This is a genomic window from Yersinia sp. LJYL362, from assembly GCF_048323875.1.
Genome location: NZ_JBLWEX010000269.1, coordinates 1 through 26036, shown reverse-complemented (window position 1 = coordinate 26036; position 26036 = coordinate 1). Strand labels below are relative to the sequence as shown.

The window sequence follows — 26036 nt, the reverse complement described above, 5'->3', positions numbered from 1 at the left end:
CACCCAGTTCGTTGATCCCTTCTTGCAGGATCTGACCTTTTTCGTCTTCTTTGTAGTAAGCAACCTGTTCACGGTCTTGCGGGGTGTACTGCTGACCATTCGGGCTGTAAATACCAATCTGACGGAACAGACCTTCCATACCGAAGGTACGCGCTTCATCAGCGATGATTGGAACAATTCGGTCTTTGATAGACTTGTTCTTCAGCATCACGTTCAGCACACGCACGAAAGCGATAGTGGTAGAGATTTCTTTGTTCTGCTCTTCCAGCAAGGCGCTGAAATCTGACAATGCTGGCATTTCCAGCTTTTCAGTGAACTTAGGCATACGGGTTGGCACATAGCCTTCCAGCGCCTGGCGGCGTTCGTGCAGATACTTAGACTCTTCGGAATCTTTTTCGAAGGTAATGTAAGGCAGTTTTTCGATATCAGCATCGGCAACCGGCACATTGAAACGATCACGGAAGTGGTGAACCCCTTCCATGTTCATTTTCTTCACCTGGTGGGCGATGTTTTTACCTTCAGCTGTTTCGCCCATGCCGTAACCTTTAATGGTGTGGGCCAGGATAACAGTTGGTTTGCCGGTGGTTTCTTGTGCTTTTTTCAGTGCAGCAAAGACTTTCTTCGGATCATGACCGCCACGGTTCAGAGACCAGATCTCGTCGTCGCTCATGTCTTTCACTAATGCAGCAGTTTCTGGGAAACGGCCAAAGAAGTGTTCGCGCACATAAGCGCCGTCTTTGGATTTGAAGGTTTGGTAGTCGCCATCCAGTGTTTCGTTCATCAGTTGGATCAGTTTACCGCTGGTATCTTTACGCAGCAGTTCATCCCAACGACCACCCCAAATCACTTTCAGAACTTGCCAGCCAGCACCACTGAAGATACCTTCCAGCTCATTAATGATTTTGCCGTTACCCGTAACCGGGCCATCAAGGCGCTGCAAGTTACAGTTGATAACGAAGACCAGGTTATCCAGTTTTTCACGGGTCGCGATGGTGATCGCACCTTTGGATTCCGGCTCATCCATCTCGCCGTCGCCCAGGAAGGCATATACGGTCTGTGCTGAAGTGTCTTTCAGACCACGGTGAGACAGGTATTTCAGGAACTTAGCTTGATAAATTGCACTGATTGGGCCAAGGCCCATAGAGACAGTCGGGAACTGCCAGAATTCAGGCATCAGTTTCGGGTGCGGGTAAGAAGACAAACCTTTACCGTCAACTTCCTGACGGAAGTTATCCATCTGCTCTTGCGTCAGGCGGCCTTCAAGGAAGGCACGTGCGTAAACGCCCGGAGAGATGTGACCCTGAAAGTAAACCAGATCGCCGCCGTCTTTTTGGTTACGAGCACGGAAGAAGTGGTTGAAGCAAACCTCGTAGAAGGTAGCGGAAGATTGGAAGGATGCCATGTGGCCGCCCAAATCCAGATCTTTCTTCGATGCACGCAACACGGTCATCACGGCATTCCAACGGATCGCGGAACGAATACGACGCTCCAGCTCCAGGTTGCCAGGGTAAGCCGGTTCTTCTTCTACCGGGATAGTATTGATGTAATCACGGCTGGCTGAGCCAGCAGCAACACTCACACCACCTTTACGGGCTTCGCCCAAAACCTGATCAATCAGATACTGAGCACGCTCAACACCCTCTTCACGGATGACCGATTCGATCGCCTGTAGCCAGTCGCGGGTTTCGATCGGATCCACGTCATTATTTAAACGTTCTGACATGGTGGTATTCCTTATCTGTTTCTAATGGTTTATTTGGAGCCTATCTTCCTGTGCTTTAACCCCAGGCTAAAGCACGTGCCCTGGTGAAAACACCGGAAGATAGGCCCATCAGTTTGTCCCCGTTATACTTCAAGCTGTAGGGGCGTTGGCTGTACTCTCTCACCCCAGTCACTTACTCAAGTAAGCTCCTGGGGATTCATTCCCTTGCCGCCTACCTACAACTTGAATTATTTTGGGTATCGTTGCCGCTAATCATTCTCAAATAAGAATGTAGAATAAATTATTGAGGTCTTGCTAAGGCGCAACCTGAATGATTCGTTTCTAATCCTTGCGCTGCTGGAGCCGACGCAAAGATCGCTCACGGCGACTGTGCTCCCGACTGAGGTCCAACAGAATCTCCTCAATAAACGCCAAGTGACGGTGTGAAGCTTCGCGAGCTTTCTCTGGCTCACGTGCCACAATCGCCTCAAAAATCCCAGCGCGGTGACTGCTTACCGTTGCCAGCATTTCGCGGCGCGAGTAAAGCAATTCAAAGTTTTGTTTAACGTTTTGTTCCAGCATCGGCCCCATGCAACGCAGTAAATGCAGTAACACCACATTATGCGCAGCCTCGGTGACCGCCACTTGATACTGCATGACAGCATCAGCCTCGGCATCCAAATCGCCGCTATCCTGTGCTTGCTGAATAACAGTATGGCACTCACGAATACGTTGTAGATCTTCATCAGTACCGCGCAGTGCAGCATAATAGGCAGCGACACCTTCGAGAGCATGACGGGTTTCTAACAAGTCGAATTGTGATTCTGGATGGTCGGCCAACAGTTCAGCCAGCGGATCGCTAAAGCTTTGCCACAGATTGGTTTGCACGAAAGTGCCACCACCCTGACGGCGCAATAACAGCCCCTTGGCTTCCAGGCGCTGGATTGCTTCTCGCAGAGAAGGTCGGGAAACATCAAATTGCTTCGCCAACTCGCGCTCAGGCAGTAATTTCTCACCTGGGCGTAGCGTCCCTTCCAAAATCAGGTATTCAAGCTGTTGCTCGATAACATCTGATAATTTGGGCTGACGTATTTTGTTGTAGGCCATATTTTTATTAATAAGTCGTGTTGTAAGCCGTAGTGAGTGAATCGTCTCTGCGAGTGGTGCGGAGTCAATTGGTAATACCAATTTCAAAAACGTGACGATAAAGTAACAAAGTATTCACTACCTGTCCAGACGGACCTTGACCAAAATCATGAAACCCAGCACATTTTAACAACTTCACTGATAACGGGATGCAAAGTGATAACGTGCCGGTGGTAATACCATTACCTGACGTTGGTGAGTTTTAACTTTTATGAAACGGGTATTTAGGCAAGCTGAAGCGTTATAGTTATTTTGATTGTGAATTTAAATTCTATTTTTATGAATTTAAATTCAATCAAAAACAAGAAAAATCTGTCTATTTACCCTCTCCCACCTGAAGACTGGTTCGACCATTATAAAAATAGCCCGCTGGTGACTTTTTGTTCAATAAACCCGTATTACTCCTTTTCCTGAAAACAACAGCTTGATCACGCCTCAACATTTTTATGGGTCTTTTGCCTAAAAATTCGCCGGATAGAATAAAAAGCAGATGCAATAATTCTCGCCTACCACTATTCTCTTTTAAACGGTAGCCAATGGAACAAATTCCATAAAAAGCCACCGTAAACAAAATAATACAAATAATGTAATCAAAATCTTACGCATAGCACACGGTAACCATTTTGCCGGTGAAGAGTGACAACGACAGAGGATGCAATAATGAGTATTCAACAGGAAGGTGCGGAGCTAAAGCGGGGGCTTAAAAACCGCCACATTCAGCTTATTGCCTTAGGTGGTGCTATTGGTACCGGGCTGTTTCTTGGTATCGCGCAGACCATTAAAATGGCGGGGCCTTCGGTTTTACTGGGGTACGCAATTGGCGGTTTTATCGCGTTTCTGATTATGCGCCAGCTAGGGGAAATGGTGGTTGAAGAGCCGGTAGCGGGTTCGTTCAGTCACTTTGCTTATAAATACTGGGGTAATTTTGCCGGTTTTGCTTCCGGCTGGAATTACTGGGTACTGTACGTGTTAGTCGCCATGGCAGAACTCACCGCGGTCGGTATCTACGTACAATATTGGTGGCCGGAGATCCCAACATGGGTCTCTGCCGCCGTCTTCTTCCTCGCTATTAATGCCATCAATCTGGCAAACGTGAAAGTATATGGCGAGATGGAGTTCTGGTTTGCCATCATTAAAGTGGTCGCTATCATCGCCATGATTCTATTTGGTGGCTGGTTATTGCTGAGCGGCCACGGTGGCCCGGAAGCCACTGTCACCAATTTATGGGCACAGGGCGGGTTCTTCCCCAATGGCATCATGGGCTTGGTGATGGCCATGGCAGTCATTATGTTCTCCTTCGGTGGGCTTGAATTAGTGGGCATCACCGCGGCAGAAGCAGAAGACCCAGCGAAAAGCATCCCGAAAGCCACCAATCAGGTTATCTATCGTATCCTATTGTTTTATATCGGTTCTCTGGCAATTCTGTTGTCACTTTACCCGTGGGGCAAAGTGGTTGAAGGCGGCAGCCCGTTCGTCCTTATCTTCCATGCATTGGACAGTAATATCGTCGCCACGGTATTGAACGTCGTGGTATTGACCGCAGCATTATCGGTCTACAACAGCTGTGTTTACTGTAACAGCCGCATGTTATTCGGCTTAGCCAAACAAGGTAATGGCCCGAAAATGTTGTTGAAAGTTGATGGTCGCGGCGTACCGGTGATTGCCATCGCCGTCTCCGCCTTTGCCACTGCTTTCTGCGTGTTGATTAACTATTTGATTCCGGGCCGCGCTTTTGAATTGCTGATGGCATTAGTGGTGTCCGCATTGGTGATCAACTGGGCGATGATTAGCCTGGCGCACCTTAAATTCCGTGCGGCGAAAAACCGTCAGGGCGTTACTCCGCAATTCAAGGCTTTCTGGTATCCGTTCAGTAACTACCTGTGCTTGCTTTTCCTGACCGGTATTCTGGTGATTATGTATCTAACGCCGGGTATTCAGATTTCAGTGCTGTTGATTCCAGCCTGGGTGGTGGTATTGGCGGTGGGCTATATATTGAAAAATCGCAACCAAAGAGCGAAATCCTGATAGCGGCAAATGAATTAACGGCGCAACAAACTAATATTTTCAAAAAAAATCAGGCCCACATTTTACTGTGGGCCTGATTGAGTAGTTATGTAATAAGTAGGGAGAATTTCTCTGCTTATTACTATGAATATGCGACTACTTACTTAATATCATGAGATTTCCATTCACGCTGATCTTTCCCTCCGCCAAACCAAGAGAAGCCATACATATCGTAGCGAGTAATATTACCTGCATGATTAATAATAATTTCATTTGCCGGAGTTCCATCATGAGTATTCCAGCATTCCTGTTTTAGAGACGCATTAGAATCTTTACCGAACTCATTCTGCTGTTGAAAATAATTTGTCTTAAATGAATCTTTAATGAGCTGTTTTGTCTCTAAGTTATAAATTAACTCCATAGGTTCCAATAACTCATTATCTAGTTTAATCGAAATTTCCCATTTTAGATTGGCATGATGTTCTCTCCCCACCCAAGTTGTTTGACATGTTGTATCGTTCATACCTGAAGAGGTAGTAATCAAATTAAAACTACGATTAAGTTTAGCTGAACTCCATATGTCTACCGGCTGTAACCGTCCTATATCAATAGGTTGAGAGTTGGTATCGAACCCATTAATACCTTGATAACCAGTAGATTTAATCTTGACTTTGACTTTTTTATCCAACCAGCCAGATTGATATTTAATAGTTGTTGATTGCAGATTAAATGTATTTTTAATCGTCTCTGTTGCCAAATTAGCACCGGTGCTTTCATCTATTAATTCAACAGTGACAGTTTCTGGAAGTCTGTATTTATCTGTATATAAAGAAGACCAGCCGATAACTAAATCATCACCCACAAAAACCGGTTTCCACGAGCGTTCATTGGGAGAAATGGTACCTTTACTCATTGGTTTTACAGCAGATAGTTTTATTTCAGGCTTACCATAAATCTCCTGTACATAACTATTGTTGCTCGCCAGATAATAGTCATCTCCCGCCACTTTCGCGGTTAGCTCTACTTGCCCTGGTTTCTGTACCTTTAAATTGCTTCCGTTCTGATTCACCGTCAGGACATTACTATCTGAAGATGACCACACTATGTTAGGGATTGGAGCACCATTTGGCGATTGCAGTGAAACATTATCCGTAATTTTTGATTGAACGATAGATCGGTTAAAATTAATAGGGAATGATTTCTTATTCACAACCAGTACATAGGTAGCCGTGCCAGCCTTGAAGCGATCATCTTGTACAGATTTCACTGTAACTTGTGCCGTATCTGGTTTCCTCGTGATGATATCACCTTTTTTAGCATCAATAATCGCCACTTCACTATTATTGATTTCCCAATTTAAGGTTAATCCACTGATATCTACGTCGCTGTTTTCTACCGTAGGGTGATATGCAGCAATTGTTTCCCCCCATTCTTTACTTTGCTTGGACTGCTGGAATTTCAATTTAGGATCAGCCCGCTCAACCTCAAGCTGATAACTGGCCGTCCCCATAGCATAGGTATCGTTCGGCAGTGTTACCGCTGAAATATTCACCACGCCCGCTTTGAGCAATTCAATTTCGCCGGTCGCGGTATTCACTTTGGCAACATCCGAGTTATCGCTGCTCCAGTGCGCGGTTATTCCTGCGGGTAAGGCCGTTTTTAACGACTGAGGTTGCAGCTTCTTACGGGTGTAAACTGTCGGAACATTTTGGTTAGCAAAAATCAGCCGCGGAATGATATTCCCCACCAGCAGTTGGGGTTGCTGAATCAAATCCTTGCCGTTGATGCTGGCAATAAATTTGGTGTTCCCTTTGGTGGTTGAGGTCACTTCAGTGCTGTATGTCCCATCACCATTATCCGTCATTGGGTTAGCGGTGAATTTGATACCTTTCAGTTTATTACTGTCGGTTAACTTAACCAGTTGGCCTTTCAATAAGTTGCCAAACTTATCTTTTAGCGTGGCGGTTAATTTAGCCTTGGTGTTGCCACTGGCATCAATACTAGCCACATCCACCACAAAACCAGACTGAGCGGGATCGACATCTCCAGCAACCGTGCTCACATCTGCTGCCGCCATAACTTGGGTGCGAACCTGCGCCTCCATTTTATATTGGCCTAAGCGACTGGTACTCAATTTGGTTTCCGCAACACCGGTTTTGCCGGTATAGCTCAGACCATCATATTTCCCTTCACCCTGAGCCAAACGCCACGCAACCGGGTAGTTCTCCAACAGATTATTATTGGCATCAACAACCTTGGCCGTATAGGTGACGTTGTCCACATCATCAGCTTTAAACGTTGTTTGGTTTACCTTAACCGCGTCTAATTGAGCCGTTGCAGTATCACCTATCAACACTACATTGACTGTATTTGGCAAAGGTTTGCCCGCAACAGAGACAGTAACCGCATGATTACCGGCCTGAGTGCCTTTAATCGTCACCAAATAGCCACCAGACGGATTAGCGCTGGTCACGATTTTCAGGCCTTGCTCCCCATCTTTTGGCGACGTGGTGATTTGGCTTTGCAGATTAGGTAACGGGTTACCTTTACTATCCGCAATATCAACCTGCACCGTGGCAATATCGAAATTATCAGCAGTGATGTTGCCTTGCAGCAACGTCAGCTGGGATTTGTTGATGTCCACCCCACCACTGCTAAAAGTAACCGCAGTGGCCTGCAAACTGTTGTTGCCTACCGCCGCAGTGACCAGAGCATCACCTTGCACATCGCGGCTGATTTCAACTTCTGCCACGCCTGCACTGTTAGTTAAGCTAATCAATTTACCAATAATCAGTGTGTCGCGGTTCACTGACCAATGCACCGGAATATCTGCACCCAACAGGTTATCGTGCGCATCTTTGATGGTCGCCTGATAAGTGACTTTATCACCCACCGCAACAGCCACGGATTTCAATGGCTTAACTTCAGCAATCTTGGCCGTGCTGATATCAGCAATAACCTTTAGCTTCTGTTTAGCTAAGTCGGTGCCATCAAGCGTAGTGACAATTTCACCCTCACCGGCTGTAGTCCCGCTAATGGTTGCACTATAGACGCCATTCGACACTTCAGTAAATTGACCAACCGATACTCCCGGTAAACCGAGTGCATTGACACTAATTTTCCCACTTTGGCCGGTTAATGGATTGCCATTAGCATCATTGACCTTAACTGTCAGTGTGGTGGTGGCAGTACCATCAGCCACCAGATTCGCAGCCGATACACTCGCGGATGATTGTGCTATCGCAATCCCACCGGCGGTAAAGGTCACAGGTAGCGCGTCCATCTGACTGCTGCTGCTGACAATAGCCGTAACCGTCGCGTTACCCGCTTGTTTGCTGGTCAGAGTGACAGTCGCCATACCTGATGCATTGGTTTTGGTGATAGCAGCCAACTCACCCAGAGTGGTTCTCCAACCCACTGAGACATTAGCGAGACTTGCGTTACCTTTAGCATCTATCACAGTGGCGGTATAAGTAATACTCTCCTTGCCGTCAGCTTTGGCCGTTTTGATATTCGAGGTGACCGTTTTCAATGCAGCGGTCTTATTATCCGCTTGTAAGGTTAGCTTCTGTGTTTTACTCACATTGCTCCCCTTAACTGTGGCAGTTAAATTAACCTCACCTTCTTTGGTGCCGGTGATAGTGGCTTGATAAACCCCTTTTACCGCTGATTCAGTGATAGGGCCGACGGTGACATGGCTGGCGACGGATTGAGAGAACTCAATCTTGTTCTCTTGGCCCGAAACCGGGTTGTGGTTGGCATCACGCAGAGTCAATTTCAGCGTGGCGCTTTGCTTACCATCGGCAATGATCATATTCGGCTGTAACAACAAATCTGCGTTGGTCATCACCGGTGTTACCGCGACAAACTCCGCCTCATTGCTGTTTTTCACCGGCGTTGTTGCATTATTGCCGGAGGTTAACTGGACAGAAAGATCAACCTTGCCCGCCTGTGTACCAGTGATGGTTTGTGTACTCACGCCGTTGGCATCGGTAGTGGTTGATGGGTTGGCAACATTATTGATATTGCTGCCCCAGCTTAGAATCATCCCGCCAACCGGGTTACCATTAGCATCTTTAACTGTCGTCACATAACTGATCGAGCTGGAACCATCAGGTGCGGTCACTTTGCTACCCGTCACAACTACACTCTCGATCTTCGCAGTTTGGCGATCAGCATTAAAGGTAATCGGTAATGCAATATCCTTGGCAGCATTGGCAAGTGTCGCGCTGATTTGCGCTGTGCCCGCTTTCTTAGAGGTGATATTGACCGTCGACTTACCGGCGCTATCCGTCTGGCTAGTTGAGTTATCAATACTGACCGGATGCCCGTTCTCATCTTTCCAGGTGATATTTTCAGCCTTCACTGGGTTTTTATTCCCATCAACTACTGTAACGCTATAAGTCACCTTGTCTTTATCATTAGCAACAAAATCACGCTGAGACACCGGTGCTATGGTTATGATCGCAGTACTGCTATCAGCCGTAAGTTCAACCTTGGTAGGCGATATACTTTGATTGCCATTAACAGAGGCTTTAACTGTGGCAGAACCCGCCTTAATACTGACAAGATCTATAGTCGCTTCACCCTGACTGTTGGTCGTGGTCATTGTGGTGGTAGCCTGCGCCGGAGTAAATTCGCCCAGATTGGTTTCCCAAAGAACCTGACTATTCGCCACCACATGGCCATTGCTGTCTTTCACCACCACTTTGTAAGTGACCGGTGCCTTGCCATCGGCAACCTGCGTGGTGTTAGTCGGTGCTAACCAATCAGTTATTTTGGCCGTCACGGCATCAGCGGTGAAACTCAGCTTTTCGGTTGCCAGATTAAGCGCCAAATCGCCTTTCACTACCTGCGCGTTAATGGTGATATCACCCACATCAGTGCTGGTAAGAGTAATCTGTGTTTCACCCAAATCATTGGTTTGGGTCATCCCCGTAGCGGGAACGAAACTGACCTTATGACCCGGAACTGTCCAGACGATACCTTCATTTTTAATCGGATTGCCATTGGCATCGATGACTTTGGCATTGAGGGTAATGCTATCTGTACCATTGGCCGCAGCACTGTTTTTGCTTACAGGAAGCAACGTAATTTGAGCGCTTTGACGATCAGCAATAAAGACTACTTCGCCCGCGTTATAAGGCTTGCCGCCAACAGTCGCCGTGACTTTGGCCGTTTCTGCCTTGGTGCTCACGAACTCAATAGAGGTTTCGCCATTAGCATCGGTGGTGGTAGTGGTGCTGCCCTGAACAAAGGAGCCGATATTGCTCGACCATTCCACCGCTGCACCAGGGACGACATTGCCCTGCTTGTCTGTAACCTTCACTTTATAAATGGTTGTGTCTTTACCATTAGCGACCGCTTGAGCGGTGGTGGTAGTGACAGTAAAGTCGGTGGCCTTCACCGTCATGGTGCTGTTATCTGCTTTAATTTCTATCGCCCCCGCAGAAACAGGAGCCTCAGTACCGACCTGTACCGTGATATTGGCGGTACCGGTCACCGTGGAACTGAAAGCATTTTCTGCAATACCGTGTTCGTTAGTAATACTGGTGACGTGCTCAAGCCCCGGCGAATTTAAATCGCTAACCCACTTAACTTCAACGCCCGGCACCGGATGACCTAATGCGTCAGTCACTTGCACTTCAAGCTTGGTTTTATCCGCAGCATTAGCGGTTATGGATGGAGTAGCAATAGAAACAGATGCGCTGCCATTAATTGTCGCGGTAGTTGTATCCGCAGTTTGAGTCAGAATAATGGGATTCAACTGAACCCCACGCACCGTTGGGGTAATCTCAAAACGCCCAACCGAGCTGCCGCTGGTCACAGTGGCTTCATAAACACCGGGCTGAATCTCCTGCGCGTCACCTATCACTAGCGGAGTGAAACTTTTGGCGCGAGGAACATTGCCCGTGACGTCGCGCACCGCAAACGTGATGTTACGCGCTACACCGCCGACGGCCACACCGGCATCAGCTTTTAACGCCAACTGGAGTATCGAACGGCTGATAGTATTTGCTGGTAATGTCGGCGGCGTTAATGAAGAGACACTATTGACGCTATTAATATTGACGCCGGTAACATAAATATTCGTCGAGCTGGAAGTGGAGTAATTCCCTTTTTTATCCACCGCACGCCCGCTTAATACATAAGCATTCGCCGCACCATCAATATAGGGCGGAAAAGCGACGTGATAGACCAAATTACCGCGGTCACTAATTTGCCCACCGGCCAGAATCACATCGGCGGCATCCCACTCGATACGATCCAAACCATGACGGGCATTAAAGGTATAATTTATCGGTAAGACTTGTGCTTCTTTCCCACTGATATTGTCAGGTAAATTTAATGTCACTACCTGTTGCTTACGGTATTCCAGCACAATATTGTTATTGCGATCGACCAAATCCATGCGGCTACCGGCCAGAGTCCGGGTTGCTTGCACCGCTGCGGGATCTATCTGCTGCTGCCAAGGAGTATTGATTTCGTAGTTGACGGCAACATTCACTCCAGTTTTCTTTTTACCGCCGTTACCAATAGTATGCTCGAGGCCTAAGCTCACTAGTGGAATCGGGGTATAGCTGACACCAGCAGTTAATGCCGACGGGTTTTTCTGCCTTTCGTTAATGCCAAACAAGGCGACTTCGTCACCGAAGTATTGCTCATACATTAACTTCCCGCCTAACTGCGGGTAATGAGGTAAATAGGCTTCGGTGCGAATGTCATACCCATTGGCCGCACGCTCGTCATAATCTTCAAGCTGAGCGGAATGTTTCCACCCACCCAAACGATGATAACTATTCGCTGAGAGCTTAAGGTAATCCCGCGCCAATTCACCGCCCAATCCTACGCGCCGATGGGCATTGCCGGATATTTGTTGGTCAAAGAAAATGTTATAGCCGTACATCCAACCAGACACATAATGGCGTTGCCCCAACCCAATATTCATAATATTGCGTTGATCTATACGACGAAAACCAAACTGGCTGAAGGCCAGTCTATCTGGCTGGTCATAGAGAGGGATAAATAAATCCAGTTCTGACCCATTGAAATCATTCTTGTCGTCAGCCTGCAATTTAACCTGAGCCTGACCGATATGGCCTAACCATTCCTCAACCGTTTTCGCCGTGGAGGATAACAACATTCCCTTGGCTAAACGAGAGAATGCATCGACACGGTTCTCGCTGCTTAACGAATTCCCTACCTGGGACAAATGAGAAGCAGCCAAAGAGGCTTGCTGGGTAGCCCGTTGCTGTTCTTCCTGATTAGGAACATAAACAACCGCACCGTATTTGACCGCGTCAAAAGCACTGCGACTGTTATATAAATTGATGTTTAACGCCCAAAGCTCATCGACAGATAAGCCATAGCTTGCTGCAACCGACTCAAGTGTATCGGTTGGGGTGAGCGTATGAAGCTGCTTAAAAAGTACTGTTTTTTTCGTAACATCACTGCTCGCCTGAGTGCTAAAACTCATCGAATACAGTGGAAGCGTACTCAATAATATTTGTAAAACTATTTGCGCATATGCAATGATTTTCTTAAGAAAACCAGCACACAAATAACGCCCTATGCCTTTAAAAATCGGACCCATTATAAAATTCCTGATTTGTTATTTGCTTAATCAAACACGCATTAATTCAAAGTAGATTTAGAATATAAATACACATGAAAGGAGGTTTAAAAATGCATGGACAAGCTAATAGAAATTGATCAGGCGGATAATATGGCGAATAGTGAAATGATAAAAAGGAATAGCTCGGAATTTAATCGGGCTAATAATGAATTATAAAAATAGCGGCATTAGATTTTAATTCAGAAGTTTTCCGAAAAGAGAATATATCACTCAGCCAGAGAAGAAATCAGATGAAGAATCGTTATGCAACGCAATCAGCAATAATTAACTAATTGATATTATTGAATAAAAATATCAATTGGAAGTGTTGTTTTTATTGATAAGAAAAGGTAGAAAGAATTCCTAATAGAAAATAATATTAAAAAGAGCTGATAAGTTCTTATCAGCTCTGCTCACTAAGCTAGTACGCCATTGGCTAGACAAGTGCACCGTAAATCGTTAATAACGCCACCACAACAATTCCTGTCAGGGTGACTTTTCGTGCCAAAGAGACCGCTGCCCTTGGTGTTTGTACCGGATCTAAATGGGGGTCTCGTGCCAGCGAATATTGTGCAAGTTGAGTCAGCACTTGGTATTGCGGAGAACGGAAATCGCCCAATGAAGCAAACCAGGCGGGTAACGCTCTTTCGCCGTGCCCTAATAATGCATAGGCCACCCCAACTAAACGCACCGGGATCCAATCAAGCCAGTGCAAGATGCGGTCAATACCCGATTGTGAGCGCTGTAAAGGAGTGTGATGACGCGCCAACCAGGTTTGATAGCCACGTAACATCGCATACCCGGCTAAAGCCACCGGGCCATAGTTAACACAAACGACAAACCAGAAGATCGGCGCTAAATAGTAACGGAAGTTTATCCATAACAATGCATTTTGCAGGGATTCCAACCGGGCTTTTTCACCACTATCCATCGGTAAACCATGGATGAGTGCTAACTCCTCGGCCATTTTATCAGTAGCATGAGCATCGCCCTGACGGGCAGCTTTCAAATAAGCTCGGTAATGTTTACGTATTCCACCAGCACCAATGCACAGTAGGCAGACGAGTATCCAGCTCAACAAGAGGGGGAAGCCAAATAAGATATTTTGTATTAGCCGTAAAATTAGCCATACCAGCGCCATCCACCCCGCCGTCAGTAAAATTGTCTGTACCAACGAAAAATGGCGTAAACGCGTAAATATCACTTCAAGGCGATGATCTAGCTGCCAATGTTCGCCCAGTTTAAATAAGCGCTCCCATGCTAGCACCAGCAACAGCGTAAACAGTGTCATTAGCTCTTACTCTCCCTTTGCACTTAACCCGCCCACAAACAGGGCATATGCCTCCCGGCATGCATAAACGACAATATCAGACGAGGTGACAAGCTAATACGTACTCGGCCATGAACCTCTGGTTAATACTGCATGACTCCCGTATTACGATAGTAAAGATAACTTTGCCAAACTCTGTTGATACAACCCCCAGTCAAAAGCGGGGCCTGGATCTGTTTTACGCTCTGGCGCAATATCGCTATGGCCTGTAACCCGCTCCGCAGTTATTGGATAAGAGGCAAATAGCAATGCGCTAATCTCAGACAAGCTTTGATATTGCGCGGCCGTAAACGGTAACACATCCGTGCCCTCCAACTCGATCCCAATAGAGAAATCGTTACATCGCTCACGCCCAGCAAATATCGAGACTCCGGCATGCCAGGCGCGTTTATCAAAGGGAACATATTGAATAATTTCGCCATCCCGGCGGATTAGACAATGGGCTGACACACGCAAGTGAACAATATCGGCAAAATAAGGATGCTCATCCGCATTGAGAGTGCCAGTAAACAGCTGATCGATATACGGGCCGCCAAACTCACCGGGAGGCAAACTAATATTATGGATCACCAACAGAGAAGGATCTTCGCCTTCAGGCCGCGGGTCAAAGTGAGGGGAAACGACCCGTTTGACCCCAGAAATCCAGCCATTATCTAACTGCAAGTTACTTTCTAACTGCATCGTTTACCTAAGCCTCTAACCTAAATAGTACACTTCAACCGGCTCTTTTATGGCACTTCTACCAGCAACAGAGTAGCATGTTTGGACAACTATCTATCCGCCATTTCGGAGTTTTCTATGCCGACCCGCAGCTATAATGCCGACAGCCGCCGCGCCGAGCTATTGGAACGAATTCAACGTGATATCCCGTCTGCTGTTGCTCAAGCTTTGAGTGAAGACCTTGGTGGTGAAGTCAACGCAGACCGCGACCTCACCGCACAATTACTGCCAGCAGATAAGCAGGCAGAGGCAACCATCATTACCCGTGAAGCTGGCATTTTTTGTGGTGAAGGCTGGTTGAATGAAGTGTTTATTCAACTTGGCGCCCAAGTCTCTGTCACATGGGAAGTTAAAGATGGTGACAAACTGGTAGCGGATCAGGTTCTTTGCCATCTGACTGGCCCCGCACGAATTCTGCTGACGGGTGAACGTACCGCACTTAACTTCCTGCAAACTTTATCGGGTGTCGCTACCGAAGTGAACAGCTATGTGTCCGCACTCTCTGGATTGCATACCCAATTACTTGATACCCGGAAAACCGTGCCGGGGTTACGCACGGCGTTGAAATACGCAGTCCTCTATGGTGGTGGTAATAACCATCGGCTTGGTTTATCAGATGCTTTCCTTATTAAGGAAAATCACATTATTGCTGCCGGTTCGATTAAAGAAGCAGTTGCCAAAGCATTTAGGATGCATGCCGATGTCCCTGTGGAAGTTGAAGTTGAATCCCTTGATGAACTACAGCAAGCCCTGGAAGCGGGTGCTGACATCATCATGCTAGATAACTTCACCATTCCAATGATGCGTGAAGCGGTAAACCTGCGCGATGAACTGGCCAAACCCCAGAGCAGCGCACAACTGGAGGTTTCGGGCAACGTCACACTGGAAACGCTTCGCAGCTATGCTGAAACAGGGATTGATTTCATTTCCGTAGGTGCCCTCACCAAACATATTACGGCCCTAGACCTGTCTATGCGCTTTAAATAATCCTACCAAACAATACTCGGCGGATGGCTCTAAATAGCAGACTCTGACTCTGTTTTGCGAGCACCGCCGAAGTTATCTGTAATGCTACTACAAGAACATAAATAACCAACAGTACGCTTCGCAAATCGGTCTCTTTCCTCTATGACCACTTATTTAAAAAGTGCACTCTACCCACGTTTTCTCAAACACATGGAGAGTGTCAAATGGCTAATCAAAGAGGTTTTACATTAATTGAATTGATGGTTGCGATTGCCATCATTGCAGTTCTCAGTGGTATTGGTATTCCGTCCTATCAACGCTATATCCAAAAAGCAGCGCTCACCGATATGTTGCAAGTCATGGTTCCTTATAAAATGGCAGTAGAGCTTTGCGCTCTGGAACATGCCAGCCTTGATAGCTGTGATGGCGGAAAGCAAGGTATCCCCACAGGGGGAACATCCCGTTATGTCAGTGCGACCACCATAGATAAAGGAGTCATCACACTTACGGGGCAGCAAACACTGGCCAATCTGACTCTGGCTATATCACCCACAATAAATAACAGTGGAAATATCGTTTGGACAAGAACATGCACCTCAGCAGATAGTAGTATTACCGATAGCTGTAAGACTGTATTTCGTTTTAATGATAAGGCCTAACCAATGGCTGAACTCATGGAACATCCAAACGAAATGATAAACAGTGAGTTACACACGCTCTGTCGGCGTCATGGGTCAATCGCTTTAAAACTCGATAGTCAGAGCCTAACCATAGCCTCATCTGGCCCAGTCAATGAGGTGTTATTAACCGCGCTGCGTTTTGCTTGTGGTCGTAAGATCAAGGTGGAATGCTGGCCAGAAGCCAAGATTGAGCAGTCATTAAATCTGGCACTGTCCACAAAATCTGACATGAACAAAGGGATAAAATCCAAAGAAAACCCTCACGGCATACCCCAACAAAATGGAGAACAGCCAAGGACAACAACATCCGGCACACAGATACAGGGATCGGATGAAACGTTACTGGATAATGAAAGTGACATACCCGTTATTCAATTTATTACACAAACACTGAGGTTGGCTATCCAGAAGCGCGCATCAGACATTCATTTTGAACCTTATCAACATCATTACCGTATTCGCTTAAGAATTGATGGTGTATTGCATGAATCCCCACCGCCGGCAGGTGAGTTGTCCCGCCGAATTAGCAGTTGTCTAAAGGTGATGTCCAAACTGAACATTGCTGAAAAACGGTTAGCACAAGATGGTCAGTTGACACTACTGTTAGACGGCGTCCGCTACTCGATGAGAATAGCAACGCTTCCGGTGCAATATGGTGAAAAAATCGTACTGCGTATCCTCAATATAGAACAGCAACCTACGCTGGAAAAACTGGGGCTAACAATAGCGGCTCACAAACAGTTAACTCAAGCACTCTCAGCCCCACAGGGTTTAGTTCTGGTTACTGGGCCAACAGGTAGCGGCAAGACCGTGACTCTTTATTGCAGTCTGGATCAACTCAATCAGCCGCAAGTCAATATCTGTAGCGTTGAGGACCCTATTGAGATCCAAGTTGATGGCATAAATCAAACACAAACCAACAGTAAGATTGGGCTAGATTTTTCTAGTGTATTACGCGCGATGCTTCGCCAAGACCCTGATATTATTATGCTTGGTGAGATTCGGGATAACGAAACGGCGGAAATAGCCGTTAAGGCGGCGTTAACAGGGCATTTAGTTCTATCAACACTGCATACTAACTCCACGGCTGAAACATTGGTACGGCTCACTCAAATGGGGGTCGAGCGTCACTTAATCGCCTCCAGCCTAACATTAGTCATCGCCCAACGATTAGTCCGAAGATTGTGTCTACACTGCCGTCAGCCATCACCCGCACCTTTCCACACTTCACAAAATATATGGGCGAGCCCGCTGCAACATTATCTTGCAGTGGGCTGCGAACACTGTTGCGCCGGTTATTATGGTCGAACGGGTATTTACGAAATGCTAAATGTAACCCCCCCTATCCAGCAAGCTTTGCTCAATAATCTCAGCCCACCAGAACTCACTCAAATTGCACAGGAACAAAAGCAAGTTACATTACTTTCGGCGGGTTTGGCATTAGTTGAAAACGGTGTTACCACCCTCAGTGAAATAAATCGTGTGGTAGGATTCTTAGGTGAAACTGAGGCAATACTGTGAGTTCTCAGCGTTTATTTTACTGGAAAGCTATTAATACTGCGGGGCAATTACAAACCGGCGTGTTATTGGCAATGGAAAGAAATAGTGTTTATGAACATATGCTGCGCCATGGTTTACAGCCACTCAATGTTAGAGGTGGGAGGCGACTATCAGTGAGCTATTGGCGAGGGGAACGCCTTATCAATGTGACTCGCCAATTAGCAACGTTATTGCAAGCTGGCTTACCTCTTGTTAGTAGCTTGCAATTGTTGGCAAAAGAAATGGATGCCTTACCATGGCAGTGTTTATTACACGAGATAAGCCAACAGGTCTCTCAGGGGCAATCATTCTCAGAGGCAATGGAATGTTACCCTCACACTTTCCCTCAATTATATCCCCCCGTGATTGCTATGGGGGAGTTGACGGGTAATCTTGAGCAGTGCTGCGTACAATTGGTCCTGCATCAGGAACGGCAACAAAAACTGCAAAAAAAAGTGATTAAGGCACTTAAATATCCGGTATTTGTCTGTGTTATTGCGTTGATTGTCAGTATTATCATGCTAGTTTTGGTACTGCCTGAGTTTGCACAAATATACCAATCATTTGACACACCATTACCGACGCTAACTGCAACACTGTTATTAATGTCTGCCTGCCTGACAGCTTATGGGCCATATCTCGCCGCATTATTAATATCCCTTGTTATGAGCTATTTATACATACGGCGGCATCGACGTTATTACCAACAATTGGAACAAAAGCTTTTATTACGTATTCCATTAATATCTGTATTGATACGTGGCAGTTGTCTCAGTCAAATTTTTCAAACACTGGCAATCACTCAGCATGCGGGGTTACCACTGACCGCCGGATTAGATGCCGCACTTCGCTCTATTAATAACGATACCTATAAGCAAGCACTGAGAAGCATTCAAAAACAGATCAACCAAGGGGTTCCACTCTATATGGCCCTCTCTCAACACCCTCTATTTCCTCCTTTATGCCAACAAATGGTCCGTGTGGGTGAAGAGTCTGGTGCGCTTGAGGTGCTATTAGAGAAATTGGCCAGTTGGCACCAACAGCAAACCCAGGATTTGGCAGACAATCTTACTCAAATGCTGGAGCCACTTTTAATGCTCGTTATAGGCAGTATCGTGGGGATTTTGGTAATCGCGATGTATTTACCGATATTTCAGTTAGGAGATGTTATCGGGTAAATAATGTTATTAGAGAAAGGTTTTCCAGCGGAAATTTTATTGAAAAGAGGCGTTAAACCACGCCCCTTTTCATATCAATCATAAAACTCGAGATTGCTAACTAGCAGAGCACAACTTGCTCTCGAAAACCCAATATCAGTTGCTACCGAACACGCGGTTTTCTTGCTCTGCTACACGAATAAAAGTGGTGCGTTTAGTCAGTTCTTTTAAATGCGATGCACCCACATAAGTACAAGCGGAACGCAAACCGCCCATAATGTCGCGAACAGTATTATCAACGGAGCCGCGTAATGGCAGTTTAACCGTTTTACCTTCCGCAGCACGGTACTGCGCAACACCACCTACATGACGTTTCATGGCGGATTCAGAGCTCATACCGTAGAACAGCATAAACTTCTCGCCATTCTCTTCAACAACACGGCCTTCACACTCATCATGCCCAGCTAGCATACCGCCCAACATGACAAAATCTGCGCCGCCACCGAAAGCTTTCGCTACATCACCCGGAACAGAACAACCACCATCACTAACAATCTGCCCACCCAAGCCATGCGCTGCATCAGCACACTCGATAACCGCCGACAACTGCGGATAGCCGACACCTGTTTTCACACGAGTGGTGCAAACCGAACCAGGCCCAATGCCAACTTTAACAATATCAGCGCCCGACAGAATAAGTTCTTCGACCATCTCACCGGTCACCACATTCCCCGCACAAATAACTTTATCTGGGCATGCTTCACGAGCTTTTTGTAAGAAGGAGACAAAATGCTCTGAATAGCCGTTAGCCACATCAATACAGATAAATTTTAAGGCCGGTGATAACGCCAAAATTTGTTTCATTTTGTCGAAATCAGCAGAGGACGTCCCGGTAGAGACCATGACATGACGTAAGACTGATTCAGGAACCCGTTTTACAAACTCACCCCACTGTTCAACAGTGTAGTGTTTGTGAACCGCGGTCAAAACATCGAATGATGCCAGTACTTCTGCCATGCGGAAGGTGCCAACAGTATCCATATTGGCGGCGATGATAGGTACACCAGACCAATTCCAACCTGAATGTTTGAAAGTAAACTGGCGTTCCAATTCGACTTCAGAGCGACTTTTCAGTGTTGAACGTTTAGGACGGATTAACACATCTTTAAAGCCTAGTTTCAAACCTTCTTCAATACGCATGGCTAATTATTCCTGGTTATTGGCGATAGATCGCAAAATGTGATCGGGCGTAAATCACGCCATCCCAGTGAAGCTATCATACGCATGAATAATTCTACGGCAAGACTGCGAATCCACCTTTATTTGCGCTACAATCCCACAAATTACCTGAAGAGTCTCAATCCCGCGGCTATCCCCGTGCTCACTTCGTTTATTTTTCCGCGTAGCTCAAACAGAATGCAGTCCTTGCTATGCCTTACCACCTGCTTTCAGATACAATTCGGCCACTCACTAACTGTATGCAAGGCTAGGCAATGACCTATATTGTCGCCCTCACCGGTGGAATTGGCAGTGGTAAAAGCACAGTAGCAGATGCATTCGCCAATCTCGGTGTCCCGCTGGTTGATGCCGATATTATTGCTCGTCAGGTGGTTGAACCCGGCATGCCCGCGTTAATAGATATCGCCTCCCGCTATGGGGGAACTATCTTGCACGCAGATGGCACATTGAACCGTGCAGCATTACGCGAGAAAATTTTCAGTGAGCCGCAGGAAAAAGCATGGTTAAATTCATTGATGCACCCATTGATCCAACAGGAAACTCAACGCCAACTCGCCAGTATTAATGAGTCATACGTACTTTGGGTTGTCCCGTTGTTGGTTGAAAATGGTTTACATCACCGTGTTAATCGTGTGTTAGTGGTAGATGTTTCACCTGAAATACAACTCGCTCGAACAATGGCGAGAGATGGCATTACCCGCCAACAGGCAGAAGATATTTTAGCTTCACAGGTTTCGCGGCAACAGCGGCTAGCCTGTGCTGATGATATTATTGACAATAGCGGCGATCCGATAGTTATCGCCCCGCAAGTTTCTTTATTACACCAGCAGTATTTAAAATTGGCAGCTGCGGCCCAACAGGATCTACATCGATGAGTGACCTCACCTCAACAATACTTTTTGAACACCCGCTCAATGAGAAAATGCGTACCTGGCTGAGAATGGAGTTTTTACTACAACAATTAGAAAGCCAGCGTACGTTAGATAATATTGCCAGTGCATTAACGTTTTTCCGCACGGCATCAGATTTAATTGATGTCCTTGAGCGCGGTGAAGTCCGTACTGATTTGCTTAAAGAATTAGAACGCCAACAACAGAAATTACAACTATGGACAGACATGCCCGGTGTTGATATGTCATTGGTGGATTCCTTACGCGGCCAATTAAAAAGCCGGGCCTCAGTATTGATGTCTGCGCCACGTATCGGGCAATCATTAAAAGAAGATCGTTTAATTAGTGTTGTTCGCCAACGCCTGAGTATCCCGGGCGGCTGCTGTAGTTTCGACTTACCCACTTTGCATACCTGGCTGCATCAGCCCCAAGAACAGCGTAATCAACATATTGCCAAATTACTGGAGAGCCTAACCCCGCTCAATCAGTCGCTCACTATTATTTTAAACTTAATTCGCCAATCTGGCCCTCTGCGGGCACAAATCAGCTTAAATGGTTTCTTCCAAGACAATGCGGAAGGGGCTGATTTATTGAGATTACGTCTGCCGCTAGACCCACAGTTGTATCCACAGATTTCCGGCCATAAAACACGATATGCAATTCGCTTCTTACCACTCGACAGTGAAAATGGTACCGTGCCGGCGCGTTTATCGTTTGAATTAGCCTGCTGCTGAGTTTTTGATTAGTCGCTGGCATTGTGGATAGATTTTAGGAGAAAACATGGAAACCGAAGTCATCGAGGTCAACTGTCCGACCTGCGGCAAAATTGTTATCTGGGGTGAACAAAGCCCTTATCGCCCATTCTGCTGCAAGCGTTGTCAGCTGATTGATTTAGGTGAGTGGGCCGACGAAGAAAAACGCATTTCCAGTAATGGTGAGCTATCTGACAGTGATGAATGGAGCGAGGAAGAGCCGCCTAAGCACTGATCCCCGATGACTCCACAAAATAGAGCAACCTAATAATATTAGATACAATGCAATACCCAAAGTAATTGAAGTTTCAGGTAGGCAGCCAGCGAAAGACAAATTGGTTGTAAACTATTTTGAACAGCGCTTGCGCTGGCCCGTAGGGTGAGCCTCTGATGAGGCTCATAATCCCGATGAGCTTACTAAAGTAAGTGATTCGGGTAAGTGAACGCAGCTAGCAACCCTGCAACTTTAAATACGAAGGGTAGTCAGTAATTCAATAATGGCTGCATTAGCAGGTGGGAACTCTTCAGCCAACAAGTCAGACTGCTGCACCCAGCGCATTGGCTGGCCTTCGCGACCAAAAGGCTCACCATCCCATGCTTCAACCATATAAAAACTTAATGTTACAATGCGATCGGTAAATGTGTGCTCTAACACTTTAAGCAAAACCGCCTCTTTCACCGCAATTCCTGTTTCTTCCAATAGCTCACGTTTTAATGCAACTTCGGGTGTTTCACCCTGCTCAATTTTGCCGCCGGGGAATTCCCAAAATCCAGCCATATGAGAATCAGCAGCACGCTGGGTAATAAAAATTTCTTGCTGAGAATTACGGATAATCCCAACTGCAATTTGTAAGTGTTTCAATTATTTTCTCCTGTCAGGGCATCAATGTTGGCTTGAGCACTCTTCCAGTTCACTCGCACTAAAAAGATAAGCAAAATAAAGGGCGGTGTTTAAGCCGCCCTCGTTATCAATGCATCAACTTTATGCCTAAAATATTACTGTAGGCGGCCGTGGCACTGTTTGTATTTCTTACCTGAACCACATGGGCACGGATCATTACGCCCGACTTTGCGCTCAAGGCTGGCAGCCACATTGGCTTCTTCCTGTGACATCAGTGCGCTGTTATCAGATTCGTGGCTAAGTTGTTGCTGTTTAGCCAAACGCTCAGCTTCTTCGCGACGTTGTACTTCCAATGCTTCAACTTCTTCCGGCATCCGTACTTGCACTTTGCTCAATACACTGATCACTTCATATTTCAGCGATTCCAGCATCGATGCGAACATAGTGAAGGATTCACGCTTATATTCCTGTTTAGGATCTTTTTGCGCGTAGCCACGTAAGTGAATACCCTGACGTAAATAATCCATTGCCGCCAAGTGTTCTTTCCACAACGAATCAAGTGTTTGTAACATCACACCTTTTTCGAAGTTACGCATCATATCAAAACCAACCACTTCTTCTTTACGGTGATAATCCTCAATTGCACGTTGAAGAATACGTTCGCGTAATGTTTCTTCGTGCAGTTGTGGTTCATCTTCCAGCCATTGAGCAATTGGCATGTCCAGGTCGAAATCATTTTTCAGACGCTGTTCCAAGCCTTCAACATCCCACATTTCTTCCAGAGACTGGGTTGGAATGTAGCTATCGATAACCGTTTTGAAGACATCCTCGCGGATACTGTTAATGGTTTCGCTAACATCAGCCACGTCCAACAACTCATTACGCTGGCTGTAGATAGCCCGACGCTGGTCGCTGGCGACATCATCATATTCAAGTAATTGCTTACGAATATCGAAGTTACGGCTTTCAACTTTACGTTGTGCGTTGGCAATAGCTTTAGTTACCCATGGGTGTTCAATAGCTTCACCCGGCTTCATACCTAATTTACGCATCATGCCAGACACACGGTCAGAGGCAAAAATACGCATCAAGGCATCTTCCATTGACAGGTAGAAGCGTGAAGAACCGGCATCACCCTGACGGCCCGCACGACCACGCAGCTGATTATCGATACGGCGAGATTCATGACGCTCAGTACCAATAATGTGCAAACCGCCGGAGGCCAGTACAGCATCATGACGAATTTGCCATGCGGCTTTAATTGCCGCAATTTGGTCTTCAGTTGGGTCTTCCAACAGGGCAATCTCACTCTGCCAGCTACCCCCCAACACAATATCGGTACCACGACCGGCCATGTTGGTTGCAATGGTTACCGCACTTGGCTGACCCGCTTGTGAAACGATTTCAGCTTCCATGGCGTGGAACTTGGCATTCAGAACTTTGTGCTCAATACCAGCTTTCGTTAATTCAGCAGATACCACTTCTGATTTCTCAATCGAGATAGTCCCGACCAATACTGGCTGGCCGTTCGCAGTACGCTCACGGATATCTTCGATAATCGCGCCAATTTTTTCCTGTTCGGTCATGTAGACCAAATCAGCCAGATCCTTACGGATCATTGGGCGGTTGGTTGGAACAACAATAGTATCCAGCTTGTAAATAGAGCTAAATTCGAATGCTTCGGTATCCGCTGTACCGGTCATACCGGCCAGTTTTTCATAGAGGCGGAAGTAGTTCTGGAAAGTAATTGAAGCCAGCGTCTGGTTTTCGTTCTGAATTTCTACGCCTTCTTTCGCTTCAACCGCTTGATGCAAACCATCTGACCAGCGACGACCTTGCATGGTACGCCCGGTATGTTCGTCAACGATGATAACTTCACCGTCTTTCACGATGTAGTCAACATCACGGGTGAACAACACGTGAGCGCGCAGAGCTGCCGTTACGTGGTGCATCAACATAATGTTAGCCGGAGAATACAGAGACTCCCCCTCTTCCATGATGCCCGCTTCTACCAGCATTTCCTCAATTTTGATCAAACCACGTTCGGTCAAATGCACCTGACGTGATTTCTCATCCACAGAGAAGTGACCTTCCCCCTGGAAACTGTCTGAGTCTTCTTTTTCCTGACGAATCAGTTTTGGAATCAGCTTGTTAACCCGAATATACATCTCGGAGCTATCTTCGGCCGGGCCGGAGATAATCAGCGGAGTACGGGCTTCATCGATCAAGATGGAGTCAACCTCATCCACCAACGCGTAATGCAGTTTGCGCTGCACACGCTCTTCTGGGCTGAACGCCATGTTATCGCGCAGGTAGTCAAAGCCGAATTCGTTGTTAGTACCATAGGTGATATCCGCAGCATAAGCAGCGCGCTTAGCTGGAGCTGGCATATTAGGTAAATTGATACCTACACTCAGGCCCAGGAACTCAAACAATGGACGGTTATTTTCGGCGTCACGTTGAGCCAAATAGTCGTTAACGGTAACCACATGGACACCGCGGCCGCTCAACGCATTCAGGTAAGCTGGCAGAGTTGCAGTCAGCGTTTTACCTTCCCCTGTACGCATTTCTGCGATGCAGCGTTCGTTCAGTACCATACCGCCAAGCAGCTGCACATCGAAGTGACGCATGCCAAACACACGCTTACTGGCCTCACGCACGACAGCAAAAGCCTCAGGGATCAACGTTTCCAGCACGGCTCCGTTTGCCAGACGCTCACGGAATTCGTCAGTTTTGGCACGTAATTCCTCATTTGTCAGCTTTTCGACTTCAGGTTCCATACGGTTGATTAGATCAACTACCTTGCGCATACGGCGCAGTGTACGATCGTTACGACTACCAAAAACTTTGGTTAATAATTTAATTAGCATGATTCTTAATGTCTCTTACAAAACCACCAAACCGGTGGCCAAAAGTTGTATAAAATTGGGGTAAACCAAGAGAATAATTAGCTTATACCCGTCATACTTCAAGCTGCATGTGCGTTGGCTACATTCAATCACCCGAATCACTTACTTATGTAAGCTCATCGGGATTATCTCGCTTGCCGCCTTCCTGCAACTCGAATTATTTAAGGTATAGGATAGTAGGCCCGGCACGGATACCTTGCACTTGTGCAAGCCAGAGTCCCGGTTTGTGTAACGATAGAACAGGCCGTTTAGCCTGCTCGGTAAAGCGAATAATAGTGGGCGGTTTGAACTCGTGGGTCAGTAACGCATTGAGTGTATTCAGCAGTGCAAGCTGCTGAATTTGCAATGGTTCCACTTGCTCAGCTTCAACCACTTCTTGCACCCGTGCATATGCAGCTTGAGGTGCCAGTGCAAATGAAAGGTGACGAATAACCGTGCGCAGTGCATGCTGTTGCCAGTAGTCTACGCTGAATGAAGGGCGACGATGCATATCATGCAGCAATGCCAAACTACTAAAGTTTGTCGCACCGTAATTCTGACGGCTTT

17 protein-coding genes are annotated in these 26036 nt (G+C 46.6%); 8 read left to right on the top strand and 9 right to left on the bottom strand.

The window, feature by feature from the left end; all coding sequences use genetic code 11:
• Both aceE and pdhR read right to left on the bottom strand, forming a co-directional pair.
• On the bottom strand, positions 1–1723 hold a 1723-nt coding region (gene aceE / locus ACNSO8_RS16695; protein WP_418395288.1), incomplete at its 3' end, for a pyruvate dehydrogenase (acetyl-transferring), homodimeric type.
• A 321-nt stretch (positions 1724–2044) separates the two neighbouring features.
• Positions 2045–2809 (bottom strand): pyruvate dehydrogenase complex transcriptional repressor PdhR, encoded by a 765-nt coding sequence (gene pdhR / locus ACNSO8_RS16690; RefSeq protein WP_004389026.1) that lies wholly within the window; start codon positions 2807–2809, stop codon positions 2045–2047.
• A gap of 699 nt (positions 2810–3508) precedes the next feature.
• Between pdhR and ACNSO8_RS16685 the strand changes: the two genes are divergently transcribed.
• The gene (locus ACNSO8_RS16685) at positions 3509–4873 is read left to right on the top strand and encodes an amino acid permease (protein WP_418395287.1); all 1365 of its coding nucleotides are present in this window, start codon (positions 3509–3511) and stop codon (positions 4871–4873) included.
• Positions 4874–5012: 139 nt separating this feature from the next.
• Here ACNSO8_RS16685 and ACNSO8_RS16680 read toward each other — a convergent pair whose 3' ends face one another.
• The 3 genes from ACNSO8_RS16680 to ampD form a co-directional block, all read right to left on the bottom strand.
• Positions 5013–12446 carry an Ig-like domain-containing protein gene (locus ACNSO8_RS16680; RefSeq protein WP_418395286.1) on the bottom strand — a complete coding sequence of 2478 codons (7434 nt, stop codon included), beginning with the start codon at positions 12444–12446 and terminating at the stop codon, positions 5013–5015.
• Positions 12447–12903: 457 nt separating this feature from the next.
• Entirely contained in the window at positions 12904–13758 is an 855-nt protein-coding gene (gene ampE / locus ACNSO8_RS16675; RefSeq protein ID WP_418395285.1) for a beta-lactamase regulator AmpE, read from the bottom strand.
• 144 nt (positions 13759–13902) lie between these two features.
• Entirely contained in the window at positions 13903–14460 is a 558-nt protein-coding gene (ampD, locus tag ACNSO8_RS16670; protein ID WP_418395289.1) for a 1,6-anhydro-N-acetylmuramyl-L-alanine amidase AmpD, read from the bottom strand.
• A 135-nt stretch (positions 14461–14595) separates the two neighbouring features.
• Between ampD and nadC the strand changes: the two genes are divergently transcribed.
• The 4 genes from nadC (at position 14596) to hofC (ending at position 18880) form a co-directional block, all read left to right on the top strand.
• Positions 14596–15504, top strand: a complete 909-nt coding sequence (gene nadC / locus ACNSO8_RS16665) for a carboxylating nicotinate-nucleotide diphosphorylase (RefSeq protein ID WP_418395284.1) — start codon at positions 14596–14598, stop codon at positions 15502–15504.
• 203 nt (positions 15505–15707) lie between these two features.
• The gene (gene ppdD, locus ACNSO8_RS16660; RefSeq protein WP_418395283.1) at positions 15708–16142 is read left to right on the top strand and encodes a prepilin peptidase-dependent pilin; all 435 of its coding nucleotides are present in this window, start codon (positions 15708–15710) and stop codon (positions 16140–16142) included.
• Positions 16143–16145: 3 nt separating this feature from the next.
• Entirely contained in the window at positions 16146–17684 is a 1539-nt protein-coding gene (gspE, locus tag ACNSO8_RS16655; protein ID WP_418395282.1) for a type II secretion system protein GspE, read from the top strand.
• Positions 17681–18880 carry a protein transport protein HofC gene (hofC, locus tag ACNSO8_RS16650; protein WP_418395281.1) on the top strand — a complete coding sequence of 400 codons (1200 nt, stop codon included), beginning with the start codon at positions 17681–17683 and terminating at the stop codon, positions 18878–18880. The genes gspE and hofC overlap by 4 nt, the downstream gene beginning before the upstream one ends.
• A gap of 135 nt (positions 18881–19015) precedes the next feature.
• Here hofC and ACNSO8_RS16645 read toward each other — a convergent pair whose 3' ends face one another.
• Positions 19016–20059 (bottom strand): GMP reductase, encoded by a 1044-nt coding sequence (locus tag ACNSO8_RS16645; RefSeq protein WP_418395280.1) that lies wholly within the window; start codon positions 20057–20059, stop codon positions 19016–19018.
• Positions 20060–20352: 293 nt separating this feature from the next.
• Here ACNSO8_RS16645 and coaE point away from each other — a divergent pair, with 293 nt between their 5' ends.
• From coaE to yacG, 3 genes are read left to right on the top strand one after another with little or no spacing between them, the layout of a single operon-like run.
• Positions 20353–20973, top strand: a complete 621-nt coding sequence (gene coaE, locus ACNSO8_RS16640) for a dephospho-CoA kinase (protein ID WP_418395279.1) — start codon at positions 20353–20355, stop codon at positions 20971–20973.
• Positions 20970–21722, top strand: coding sequence for a cell division protein ZapD (zapD, locus tag ACNSO8_RS16635; RefSeq protein ID WP_418395278.1), 753 nt, complete (start codon positions 20970–20972; stop codon positions 21720–21722). The genes coaE and zapD overlap by 4 nt, the downstream gene beginning before the upstream one ends.
• Before the next feature lie 46 nt (positions 21723–21768).
• Positions 21769–21975, top strand: coding sequence for a DNA gyrase inhibitor YacG (gene yacG / locus ACNSO8_RS16630; protein ID WP_221871336.1), 207 nt, complete (start codon positions 21769–21771; stop codon positions 21973–21975).
• A gap of 231 nt (positions 21976–22206) precedes the next feature.
• Here yacG and mutT read toward each other — a convergent pair whose 3' ends face one another.
• From mutT to secM, 3 genes are all read right to left on the bottom strand, one after another.
• A complete protein-coding gene (gene mutT, locus ACNSO8_RS16625) occupies positions 22207–22602 on the bottom strand; it encodes an 8-oxo-dGTP diphosphatase MutT (RefSeq protein ID WP_418395277.1) in 396 nt (131 codons plus the stop codon).
• 134 nt (positions 22603–22736) lie between these two features.
• On the bottom strand, positions 22737–25451 hold the full coding sequence (gene secA / locus ACNSO8_RS16620) for a preprotein translocase subunit SecA (RefSeq protein WP_418395276.1): 2715 nt from the start codon (positions 25449–25451) through the stop codon (positions 22737–22739).
• A gap of 196 nt (positions 25452–25647) precedes the next feature.
• On the bottom strand, positions 25648–26036 hold a 389-nt coding region (gene secM / locus ACNSO8_RS16615; protein ID WP_418395275.1), incomplete at its 5' end, for a secA translation cis-regulator SecM.